Source organism: Shewanella sp. SP1S1-7, assembly GCF_031932105.1.
Taxonomy (GTDB): domain Bacteria; phylum Pseudomonadota; class Gammaproteobacteria; order Enterobacterales; family Shewanellaceae; genus Shewanella; species Shewanella baltica.
Genome location: NZ_JAUOEU010000051.1, coordinates 1 through 12,208, shown reverse-complemented (window position 1 = coordinate 12,208; position 12,208 = coordinate 1). Strand labels below are relative to the sequence as shown.

Sequence of the window (12,208 nt, the reverse complement as noted above, 5' to 3'; positions counted from 1 at the left end):
GAACTCAAACAAAACAAATCAGCTTTCCGAATTATTATTAACGTGGTCCAGCGATGGACACGGTAATAAACAGAATTTGCTTGGTGACAATAGCCTTGTGGAACCACCTGATCCCATCCCGAACTCAGAAGTGAAACGCAAACGCGCCGATGGTAGTGTGGGGTCTCCCCATGTGAGAGTAGGTCATCGCCAAGCATCCAAATAAACACAAAAGCCCTAGCCTAAACCGCTAGGGCTTTTGTGTTTATACGCTTCGCGAAAACTTATCTCGATGTCGGTCAATAAATGTTCCTCTAATATTTACACTTCCACCCTTCATAACGGTCACCCGCCGCTAAGCTTGGTCAACAATAGCGCCCATGCATTTTTTGATATACGACACATCCCTGTGTCTCGCACCGATGTATCCCCTTCAGGGATAAAAGAAAGTAGGCTATCACCAAGTGCCTAGTATGCTCTGGAAAAGAGTCTTGTGAAGATATAACGAAGCCAGCTGAATAAGCTGGCTTTTTTGCGTCTAGAATTTACATTTTTTAGCGTTTTGAAACCGTTTCATTGTTTGAAATAACATTAAGCTGTGAAGTGGGAATGGTTTACTGGGCTCATTTTTAATGAGCTTAAGTTTTACTAAGTTCTAATTTTACGAACTGAATAGAGCCGCCAGTTCATGTGTGGTACTAAGCTGGCGGTTTTAAATAGATAAACTGAAGCGGTATGGGTCACTCTTTGTTTATTTTAGCTTTGAAGCTGGCTTTGGTATTGTCGTTGGCTTGTTTGTACCAGTAATCAAGCATTTGACTGATTTCAGTTTGGCTAGGTGCGGTTGTAGAAGTCACTGAAGTCGTTGGCTGAGCCTTGTCATTTACCGCTGCGGCAGCTGACGACACTACTGCTGGTGCTATCAAGTTCGTGGATGTGACCGCTGTTGTTTGGTGTATTTGTGGTTGGCTTGCCAATACTGGTGCAATGGCGTCGTTTGGTTGTGTTGTCGCGGTATTCATAGTGAGATTTAATGAAGCCGGATGATTGCTAAGGTTGTACTGCAGTATCTCGTGTTCGAAATCCCGTCCCAGTTGGATCCCATTCTTAATCAATTTATCGCTGGTAAAACTCACTGCTTCATCTTGAGTATTTGATAGTGTCAGCTTGGGTGACTCATCAAATTTCTTGGCATCTCTGGCTGAGTTGATGGCGGGAAGTGTCAGGGTAAGTGTTTGTGCTGACGCATCAAAACGGACGATGAGTACGTCGGATAGATAATGCACTGAGTCAGCTTGTTGCCGGTATTGCGCGGCATAACGGAAGGCTATCTGATTGATACCATCGGCTAAAACGAGGTTGCTACTCTTTACTGCTGGCTTGCCATTGACCGTTAACACTTCAGTATTTTTAGGCAGATTGAGATTAACATCGGCCGTTGCAGGCTGCACTGCAACTAGCATTAACGCGGTGGCACATAAGATTGATTGATATTTCATAAGCTTTCTCTGTTGTTGCGAGGACGCCGCTAAATAATAAGGTAGATATTTGACGACACAAAGCAGGTTTAACCTTTAGTGTGGAGCATGATGTACTAAATGGCGACACGTTGTTTATAGCGCGCAGATTAGCGTTAATTTAATCTGTAGGGAATAAAAAAGGCTCACGAAGAGCCTTTTTGAGCATGATATTGCGGGATTGAACGCTTATTTGGTTAGGTTGATGCTATAAACGGCGTAACCCAGTTCATCCTTGCTGATCTTCTTCATTTCACGTTGTTTATTGGCTTCGATAAAGGCCGCGGCTTTGTCACTGTCTTGGGTTTCGAAGCGAACGTCTAATGTGACGTTAGTAGTGATGGTTTTGAAATCCCAGTTGTAATCGGCACTTGGATTGACCATACCTTCGTACTTACCCGTGGTTTCGTTGTACTGAGATTGCGCTGTGATATAAGCCGCTAACGCCTCACGGTTGGTATCGGGCAGTTCGAGCACGACATGGTCGCTACCCGTACCGGCAAATTTACCACCAAAGGCACGGTAGTTATTTGAGGCGACGATAAACTCTTTCGCGGCAAATTCTTCACCTGTGATGACTTTACCGTTTTCGTCTTTATAGCTTAAATCAACGATACGGTTTGCGTTGGCATTAACGACTGCGCAATCGCGGTCAAACTTGTTCGCTTGAGTGACATCAATTTTGTAAGTTAAGCCATCGAGTACGTCGAAGTTATAGGTTGGATGGCCATCCCAGTTGATTAACTCTTGTGGGGTGGTTTTTGCTGGGTCGATTTGATTGAACTGGTTGGCTGAGCACTCAAGCCAATCTTTCAATTCGGCGCCCGTTGCTTTGACTGCCACCATAGTATTGGGATACAGGTACAGATCGGCGGCGTTTTTAAAGGTCAATGGACCTTTATCGACTTGCACAAATTGATCGGCATCGCTGGTTGTACCGTGGCGACCGCCCGCTTTAAAAGGCGCAGAGGCTGACAGCACTGGCAGATCTTTTAATTCCGGAGGTAATTTCGCTTTCACATTAGCAATTTGCGCGTCGGAAACGATTTGTACCGTAGGGTCATCCTGCACTAAGGTCAAAAAGCTATACATATCAGCAGCAGCGACACCAATAGGCTCATCCACAAAGGCTAGGGTACCTTGGTGTTCGGCGGCAACGGCATCGTGAATAGCAGCATCCGCTTCAACTAATGGGGCTTTATTTGCGCCATCATAGATAGGGCGAGCTTGCGTTTTGGCACTAAGGACATGCCACTTGTCATCTCTACGCTCAAGTTTAAAGTCAACCACCCCTAAGTTATCGCCCCAACGACCTGGCATCACCGCGGGGACGCCGTTCAGTAGGCCTTTTGTGACATCGGTATTGGGCAAGTCAGCATACTTAGCATCTGGGAAGATAGAGTGGCTGTGACCGAATAGAATCGCATCGATACCGTCAACATAAGTCAAAGCGTAAGTGGCGTTTTCAGCCATAGGATCGCCAGGATTTTCTGTTGAACCAATGCCAGAGTGTGGAATGGCGATAATGATATCGGCCCCTTTGGCTTTCATTTCTGGGACATATTTTTTCGCGGTGGTAACGATATCTTCAACCGTCACTTTCCCCGTCAGATTTTGCTTATCCCACAATAGAATTTGTGGTGGCACAAAGCCAATATAACCAATGTTAATGGTTTGATTATTGCCTTCGCTGTCGATAATATTTTTTTGTTTAATGATATAAGGGGTGAATAAATGCTCACCTTTTTTCACATCTTTCCAGCAACCCTTATCGTCGGCGCAATAAACGTTTGAGTTGATATAAGGGAAATCTGCACCACTAATGGATTTATTTAAGAAGTCTAAACCATAGTTAAATTCATGGTTACCGATATTACCGACTTCATAATCTAATAGGTTCATGGCTTTATAAGCAGGGTGAACATCGCCCATTTGCAGGCCAACTTTGGCCATATAATCGCCCATAGGGCTGCCTTGTAGCAGATCGCCGTTGTCGACGAGGACGCTATTCTTGGCTTCGCTGCGTGCAGCGTGGATCAAGCTTGCAGTGCGGGCAAGACCGATAGTCGGATCGTCTTTACCACTGTAGTAATTGAAATCCATGATATTTGTATGCAGATCTGTGGTTTCGAGTACCCGTAAATCGGCTTGAACGACTTTGTCGTCATCAGAATTACAGGCGCTGACACCAAGGGCGGCAGTGATCATCACTGCGAGTATTTTCTTATTTAACATAGTTGTCTCTATTTATATTTATTTGACCCCAATGCATGTTCTGTAAAGAGCATGCCCATCATCCCGTTAATTCAGCGTCATTTAACTGTTAGGTTAATTTGTCGCTAAGTTAACGAGCGGGAATTATAAAGACATTTGATGATCTGAATGTGACATTAATCGGAGAAAAGCTGTTTCAAATTGTGACTTAGAGTGCGCCTGCCTAAATAATGAGCCATTTTGCCTGTGTATTTGTTACATTGAGGTTTAAATAATCACAGCAAAAAGTTTATTAAGAAGAATTAATATTTGTTATGGAAACGGTGTTTTATTTGCTTATATCGTTTTTTATGTTGAGGATATTTGGCTTAAAAATCCACTTGGATTGTTTTAAATAATTCTTTTTACATTGAATTTTAGCTAATCCTCATCATTTCTGCTTGCAAGCGCTTAACACTGATTGCTGCGCCTTAGGTGTAGCTTAGCGTTGGCATAAGCACATATAGACTCTAAATACACATAAAGTGATACAAATTAGCGCCGCAGTGGCGGGGTAAAACTTGGCTGAAATGCGCGTAACTTGTTAAGGTAGTTCATCGAAATTAACGACCGTAGCAATAAGCGTTCGTTGACTCAGACTGTTTTAAACTGAAAGCCAAAATTCCGTTAGCGCGCACCTTTCACCTTAAAAATACAAACGAAAGGGCAGCAACATCCAAGGGAGTTAATATGCGTAAGTCCGTTATAACCACAGCCGTGGCCGCGGCTTTGTTACTTGGCGCTTGTTCAGACAAGCCAGCCGCCAGTGCCAATGAAGCCAAAAATGCCGTAGCGACTCAAACCGCTGCTAAAGCAGAGGCAACCAATGTGTTGCTGAGCAAGAGTCCACTGCAGGATCAAGCGCCACAATTTAACCTTATCCATACTGCAGATTATGCTCCTGCCTTCGAGCAAGGCATTAAAGCCCATGATGCTGAAATCGCTGCCATTGTGAATAACAAGCAAGCGGCCAGTTTTGACAACACCATTCTGGCGATGGAAACCTCGGGTGAATTATTAACGCGGGTGTCGCGGACCTTTTTTAATCTTGCCGGTCTGATTTCTGATGATGATTTCCAGAAAACCGAAGCAGATCTTGCACCTAAGCTATCTACCCATCGCGATAATATTTATCTCGATCCAACGTTATTTGCCCGTGTTGAAGCGGTATATCAACAAAAAAGCAGCTTAAATGCGGAAGATCAGCGTTTAGTTGAATACTACTATGAGCAGTTTGTTCGCGCTGGCGCGAAATTGTCAGCTGAAGATAAAGCTAAGATGCGCGACTTTAACGCCGAGCTTGCAACCTTAGCGACGGACTTTTCACAAAACAGCTTAAAATCATTTAAAGATGATGTGATTGTTGTGACTGATAAAGCCCAGTTAGCCGGTTTATCTGACAGCGAAATCGCCACCTTAGCCGCTGCCGCCAAAGCTGCTGGAAAAGAGGGCTATTTGATTACCTTAGTGAACACGACTCGCCAGCCTGTGCTTTCTAGCCTGAGCAACCGTGAACTACGCCAAAAAGTGTGGGAAACCTCGGCGCACAGAGCTGTTGCAACCAATGGCCCATTGATTGTTAAAATGGCGCAAATTCGGGCTAAAAAAGCCAACTTATTGGGATTCGATACTTGGGCATCCTATGCGGTTGCCGATCAAATGGCGAAAACTCCTGCCGCTGTGTATGAAATCCTCGATGATTTAGCGCCAAAAGCCTTAGCACGTGCCAAAGTAGAAGCGGCTGATATTCAAGCTGAAATCAAAAAGGCGGGCGGTGATTTCGAGCTGCAACCTTGGGATTGGGCTTATTACGCCGACAAAGTGCGTAAAGAGAAATACTCCCTCGATGAAAGCAGCATCAAACCTTATTTCGAGTTTAATACTGTGCTGCAAGACGGGCTGTTTTTCGCGATGCATAAACTGTATGGCATCAGCTTAAAACCGCGTACCGATTTACCCGTGTGGAATCCCGATGTCTTAGCCTTTGAAGTCTTCGATAAAGACAACAGCTCTATTGGCTTATTCTACCTTGACCCTTATGCCCGTGAAGGCAAAGGCGGCGGCGCGTGGATGGATGAGTTCGTCACCCAAAGCGGTCTGCTTGGCACTAAGCCCGTTGTTTATAACGCGCTGAATATTCCTAAGCCAGCCGATGGCCCAACGTTAATGACCTTCGATGAAGTGACCACTATGTTCCATGAAATGGGTCATGCGGTTCACGGTTTATTCTCGCAGGTGAAATATCCAAGCGTGGCTGGTACATCAACCGCACGTGACTTTGTTGAGTTCCCATCCCAGGTTAACGAAGATTGGAATATCGACCCAGCTGTGATTGCTAACTATGCCAAACACTACAAGACGGGTGAGCCAATTCCTAAGGCACTGCTTGATAAAATCTTAGCCTCAAATAAGTTTGGCCAAGGTTTTGATACCGTTGAGTATCTGTCAGCTGCTTTGTTAGATATGGAATGGCACTCTATCAGCGCCGATACTCAAATTAGCGATGTAGAGAAGTTTGAGCACCAAGTGTTAGCTAAACACGGCCTCGATTTTGCGCCAATTCCCCCGCGTTATAAATCGAGTTACTTTAGCCATGCCTTCTCCGGTGGTTATTCAGCTGGATATTACGCGTATTTGTGGACCGAAGTGTTTGCCGCCGATGCCTTTGCCTATATGGGCGAGCATGGTGGATTAAAAGCCGATAATGGTGACAAATTCCGTAAGGAAGTCTTATCTAAAGGTAACAGTGAAGATCTCATGCAAGATTACATTCACTTTACCGGTAAAAAACCGACAACCGATGCACTATTAAAGCGCCGCGGTTTAGTCGACTAATCGATTCGTTGTAAAAAGGCCCAAAGGCTTGTTAGGGAAACCTAGCAAGCCTTTTTTATTGATGTCGGGGCGGATTTATTCATCATTTTTGTTTCCGCTGGATACTCTCCAACCCTATTCTCATCGATTGAATCAGGATACATCTACAATCCCTCAATGGAATATAACGCCATATGCAACAGTGGATAAGGTTTACCCTGTCCATCAACGGGTGAGCGACCCGTTACTGAAAAACCAATATGTTGGTAAAAACCTAATGCTTGTTGATTCTGCTCATTAACATCCACCTTTGTGGCTCCTAGTTCTTTAATGGCATGTGTCGCTAGCATGGAACCAATCCCTTTTCCGCGCGCGTCAGGTGAGATGAACAGCATTTCAATATTGCCATCATGTACGCCGCAGAATCCGAGTATTTCTCCATTGTCATTTTTAGCGCACTTTAAGTGAACGGCATCAAAATACTGTTCGAGGATCAGCGGCTTTAATTGTTGTAGATCTTCTTCTGCTAAAAAGTCATGGGTTGCTCTCACTGATGCTTCCCAAATATTGAGCAGACTAAGATGATCTGCTTTTTCTACCATCTCAATATTCATCATATAACTCTATTGAAAATTTAATGCCGCCTAAGCGTTGAATCATAGTGGGTTAACATGTGAAGCGGAAACGTACCAACCTTTACGAATTCGCGTTTAAAAAGTTTAGGCGTAAGTTCCGTAACATCTTTTCCCAAGATGTTACCTGCCAAGCTGCACTCTGTCATCTTGACCTTTCTCGCTATTTACCTATTTAGTATCAGTAAAATAAAAACAGGGAGTATTAGCTCCCTGTTTATGATATTTAAAACTTCAATTTAGAGGGGCGATTATTCAGCCAGTAATCCGCGGCTACGCAGTAGCGGCTCTATGCCGGCTTCTTTACCGCGGAAGTTTTTATACATCAGCATAGGATCATCGCTGCCGCCTTTCGACAGAATATTATTACGGAAGGAGTCCGCAGTGGCCTTGTCGAAAATGCCGTTTTCTTTAAAGGCTTCGAAAGCATCCGCGCCTAAAATATCCGACCACAGGTAGCTGTAGTAGCCTGCTGAATAACCGCCCGCGAAAATATGCGAGAAGTAAGTGCTGCGATAGCGTGGGCTGATTTCTTCAATCAGTCCCATTGCCGCTAACGAGTCCGCTTCAAACTTGGCCGCATCCTTTGGCGTGGTGTCGGTTAATGTGTGCCAATCTAAATCGAGCTTAGTGGCCGCCATGTATTCAACGGTGGCAAAGCCTTGGTTGAACTTGCTGGCCGCTTGGATTTTCTTCACTAGCTCTTGCGGGATCACTTCGCCGGTTTTGTAGTGCTTGGCAAATTGGGCTAACACTTCTGGCTGAGTCATCCAGTTTTCATTTACTTGCGATGGGAACTCAACGTAATCGCGAGGTACGGCGGTGCCACCCTGTGAGCGATATTCCACGTTCGATAACATGCCGTGTAGGGCGTGGCCAAATTCGTGGAATAGGGTGCTGGCTTCATCGAAGGTCAGCAGCGCTGGCTCATTGCCCGCTGGGCGAGGGTAGTTCAATACGTTAACAATAATAGGTTTAGAATCAACGCCATTCATATTGTATTGTTTGCGGAAGGAATTCATCCAAGCGCCGCCACGTTTGCTGTCGCGGGTGAAATAGTCACCCATAAAGATGGCCATCAGTTTGCCGTCTTTATCGTAAACTTCCCAAGTACGGACTTCGGCATTGTATTTGGGTAAGTCGGTACGCTCTTTAAAGGTTAAACCGTACAAACGGTTAGCCGTATAGAACACGCCTTTTAGTGTGCTATCGAGGGAGAAATACGGACGGGTTTGTTGCTCGTTAAAGCTGTACTTAGCGACACGGATCTTGTCAGCGTAGTAATCCCAGTCCCACGCTTGCAGCTTAAAATTACCACCTTGAGCGTCAATCATCGCTTGCATATCAGCCACTTCCGCTTTGGCTTGGGCCAATGCCGCTGGCCATACTTTGTTGAGCAAGCCGTAGACGTTTTCTGGTGTTTTAGCTGTGCGTTCTTCTAACACGAAATCCGCATGGGTTTTATAGCCCATCAGTTGAGCACGTTCAGCACGCAGGGCGGCAATCTTCGCGAGGATAATCTTGTTATCGTTGGCGTTATTGTTGTTACCGCGCTCGATATAACCCTTGTAGAGTTTTTCACGTAACTGGCGATTATCGGCATAGGTTAAAAACGGCGTAATAGAAGGGCGAGACGTGGTAAATACCCACTTGCCTTCATGGCCGCGTTTTTTGGCGGTTTCAAAGGCGGTCGCAATCACATCTGCGGGTAAACCGGCGAGATCGGCTTTGCTATCAACCACTAATTCGAAGGCATTGGTTTCGGCTAATAGATTGTCACCAAAGGTTAAATTGAGTTTACCGATTTCTTCGTTCAATGCGCGCAGTTTGGTTTTATCTTGTTCGCTTAAGTTAGCGCCGCCACGGGTGAAAGATTTATAGGTATCTTCCAACAATTTGGCTTGGGCAGTGCTGAGTTTTAGGCTGTCTTTCGCGTCGTGAACGGCTTTGACTTTTTGAAACAGTTTGTCATTGAGCAGGATATCGTCTTCGGCGGACGATAACATAGGCGACACTTCTTTGGAGAGTGCTTGCAATGCTGGCGTAGTATCGGCGCCTGTCAGGTTAAAGAAGACGTTAGAAACGCGGGTCACTAGATCGCCAGAAAACTCCATGGCTTCAATGGTATTGGCGAAGGTGGGCTTGGCTTTATTATCAACAATCGCTTGAATTTGTTCGTGTTGCTGAGCTACGCCCGCTTTAAAGGCTGGGAGGAAATGCTCTGGCTTGATCTTATCAAAGGCCGGAATTTCCATAAATGTATCATAGGGTTTAAAGAATGGATTAGTCGCATTCTGACTGATAATTTGCGCTGACACGGCATTGGGTGCTGCGTTTGCTTGAACACTGGCTTCGGGTTGTTGTGTGCTACAAGCGCCCAAAGTTAAGGCTAAAGCGATGGCACTTAGCGTGAGCTTAGCCGTGCGGGCTTGCGGTTTAAGGGTTAGTCCCTTCATTATTTGTTCCCCGTTAGGTCGATTATTGTTATGGGTGATTGTTTGATGATGGCCATGGATTTCAGCAAAAATTGAAGTCTACGCGCGGCTAAAACCATTAATTTATCTTAATGTGACTGTTTAACATGTATCGGACTAGGGGTTCCATTGATTTTGTGTTTAGTTTGTAACAAATGTTTTGTTTCAGGCTTTTAAGCAAAATAATATGGCAAACTGGCTGCGGATGTTATCGCGTCTCGGTGCGCTTTCTTGGCAACATCATTGGTCAAGGCTGCAGTCGAAGATAATAGCCGCAAACACGTCGCAGATGACTGGCATAAGCAACACGAAGCAGTAAATCAGCTTAATCCATTTTCAACCGTCTCTTGCAGTACTGTCCTAAAACACGAATAACAATAATAGGATCTTCTATGTCTCAATCTGGTATTCAACATGCTCGCGTGCGTCGAGCGTTATCCTTGGCATTACTGACTGCGTCCAGCTGGGTTATGCCGCAATGTATTGCAGCGCCTGCGTCAGTAACAACAGCGGCTCACACAAACGTACCCCAGTTAAGCCCAAATGCGCTAAAGGTCGCCGATTATGCGGTCGCAAAATATGATGCGGCTATGGTGCAAAGTTTGACTCAGTTGGTGAGTTTTAATACCCAAGCGGTTGAAGGGCAAACGCCAGATACCAATCCCGCCTTTGTGGGCTTCAAGTCGAGTTTAAAGCAACTCAGTCAGGATCTCGGGTTAGATTATGCCGATCATGGTTATGTTGTTTTGATTGGCTTAGATGCTAATTCGGCTGTGAACAATGAACCTAAAAAGTTAGGCATAGTCACCCACGGCGATGTGCAACCAGCTAATCCTGCCTTGTGGGCGCAGAGCCCTTATCTGCTTGATACTCAATCGGAACCGGGCAAACTGATTGGCCGCGGCACAGAGGACGACAAGGGTGCCATTGTCACCGCCATGTATGCGATGAAGGCGATTAAAGATAAACACATTAAGCGAGATAGACGCATTGAACTCTTGGTTTATCTTGCTGAAGAGTCCGACTGGGAACCACTGAAAACCTTTTTAGCCAGCTACACGCCAGCGGATATGAACATTACTATTGATGCTGAATACCCCGTGGTCACCGCCGAGAAAGGTTGGAGTAAGATTACCTTTACTGTGCCCAATATTACGATTTCCAATATAGAAGCTAAAGCTGAGGCTTCAACTCAAACTCCCACGTTAACCGCTTTCTCTGGCGGCTATTTTGCCAGCCAAGTACCGCAGCAGGCTGAGGCGGAAATTGAGGCGGTTTCACCCGCATTACTGACAAAGTTACAGACCAGAGCCGCCGCGCAGCAGGGGATGAAATACCGTTTTGAAAACCATTGCGTCGATAAGCTGTGCAACTTGCATATCTTTGCCGACGGTAAAGCCGCCCATTCATCCACTCCTGAAGATGGAGTGAATGCCGTGACGCATTTGGCGGCATTATTAAGTCCCGAGTTGAATGATAAACCTTGGCCGCAAACCAGCGCCTCCTTAACCGTTGCCGCCATGAACGAGCTGGTGGGTTTAGGTATGTACGCCGAGCAGTTTGGTGACTTAGCTTATAAAGATGATTTTATGGGACCGCTGACCTTAGCTCCGACTGTGGTGGTGCAAACGCAGAAGGGCACTGAGGTGACCATTAACTTGCGCCGTCCTGTCGGCAAAACACCAGAGTTACTCGCTAAACAAGCCCGTGAAGCCCTAGCCCTGTGGCAGGAGAAACATCAAGTGCAACTTGCTGATATCGAAAGTTATTGGGGCGAGCCTATGGTGATGAAAGGTGCGCCGCAGCAACAAACCCTGCTCGACGTGTTTGCCCACTTCACTGGCATAGTCGACCCTAAGCCCGTTGCAATTGGCGGCTCAACCAACAGTAAATTATTCCCCAATGCGTTAAGTTTTGGCCCTGCCATGCCGGGCGTGGAATACACTGGCCATACCGAAAAAGAGTTCATCACCCATAAGCAATTTATGCTGAACCTAAAAATGTACACCGCAGCATTTATCGAACTATCGGCGGTGAAATAATGCTCTTTGTTAAATGATTTGTGGATGGGATAAAAGTGTAGGGGAGCAATAAAGTTTGCTATCAAGTATTAAGCTAAGCATTAAGGGTTAATAGAACAATGGCGGTTAAATCTTAGATTTCCGCCATTCCAATTTGAAATGCTCGAAGCTAGTGAGTTATATCGTCAGTTGTGCTGGATTAATTGTCATTGCTTCCCCTGTGACTCGCCATAAACTCGTCCCTGAGGGCTCGACGACGGCATCCATGCTGCCAAAGGTCACAGTTGCAACAATGCCAATCTTAACTAACACTTTTGCTGTTCGTTTAGCTAAAAAGATATTGCCCCAAAGCAATTTAGCACTCCATTTTTTGACTCCGCTTTAATTTCATTTATCCATGAGATTTTATAATCCATATGTGTCCAATTAAGCGCACCATTTCCTAAAATTTAAGTGTCTATTCATCACAACCTGAGAAGGTTTGTATGGACACTTGGCATATAAGGTCATCCCATGGG

7 protein-coding genes and 1 rRNA gene are annotated in these 12,208 nt (G+C 45.4%); 3 read left to right on the top strand and 5 right to left on the bottom strand.

Annotation, left to right across the window (positions count from 1 at the left end):
• Window positions 1-79: 79 nt before the first annotated feature.
• A 5S ribosomal RNA gene (gene rrf, locus Q4Q49_RS21625) occupies window positions 80-195 on the top strand.
• A 524-nt stretch (window positions 196-719) separates the two neighbouring features.
• On the opposite strand, the gene Q4Q49_RS21620 is transcribed toward rrf, so the two are convergent.
• Complete coding sequence (locus Q4Q49_RS21620; RefSeq protein WP_259212685.1) at window positions 720-1,478, bottom strand: DUF2057 domain-containing protein; 759 nt, start codon at window positions 1,476-1,478, stop codon at window positions 720-722.
• 207 nt (window positions 1,479-1,685) lie between these two features.
• Complete coding sequence (locus tag Q4Q49_RS21615) at window positions 1,686-3,731, bottom strand: bifunctional 2',3'-cyclic-nucleotide 2'-phosphodiesterase/3'-nucleotidase (protein ID WP_312000410.1); 2,046 nt, start codon at window positions 3,729-3,731, stop codon at window positions 1,686-1,688.
• Window positions 3,732-4,439: 708 nt separating this feature from the next.
• On the opposite strand from Q4Q49_RS21615, the gene Q4Q49_RS21610 reads away from it, so the two are divergent.
• The gene (locus Q4Q49_RS21610) at window positions 4,440-6,584 is read left to right on the top strand and encodes a M3 family metallopeptidase (RefSeq protein ID WP_312000409.1); all 2,145 of its coding nucleotides are present in this window, start codon (window positions 4,440-4,442) and stop codon (window positions 6,582-6,584) included.
• A gap of 143 nt (window positions 6,585-6,727) precedes the next feature.
• Here the strand turns inward: Q4Q49_RS21610 and Q4Q49_RS21605 are convergent, their stop codons facing one another.
• Together Q4Q49_RS21605 and Q4Q49_RS21600 are read right to left on the bottom strand one after the other, a co-directional pair.
• Window positions 6,728-7,177: an acetyltransferase gene (locus tag Q4Q49_RS21605; RefSeq protein WP_312000411.1), complete on the bottom strand. Its 450-nt coding sequence runs from the start codon at window positions 7,175-7,177 to the stop codon at window positions 6,728-6,730.
• Window positions 7,178-7,446: 269 nt separating this feature from the next.
• Window positions 7,447-9,651 (bottom strand): M3 family metallopeptidase, encoded by a 2,205-nt coding sequence (locus tag Q4Q49_RS21600; RefSeq protein WP_312000408.1) that lies wholly within the window; start codon window positions 9,649-9,651, stop codon window positions 7,447-7,449.
• Between the two features lie 410 nt (window positions 9,652-10,061).
• Between Q4Q49_RS21600 and Q4Q49_RS21595 the strand changes: the two genes are divergently transcribed.
• Entirely contained in the window at window positions 10,062-11,711 is a 1,650-nt protein-coding gene (locus Q4Q49_RS21595) for a dipeptidase (protein WP_312000407.1), read from the top strand.
• Window positions 11,712-11,867: 156 nt separating this feature from the next.
• Here the strand turns inward: Q4Q49_RS21595 and Q4Q49_RS21590 are convergent, their stop codons facing one another.
• Window positions 11,868-12,002, bottom strand: a complete 135-nt coding sequence (locus Q4Q49_RS21590) for a hypothetical protein (RefSeq protein ID WP_312000406.1) — start codon at window positions 12,000-12,002, stop codon at window positions 11,868-11,870.
• Window positions 12,003-12,208 lie beyond the last annotated feature (206 nt).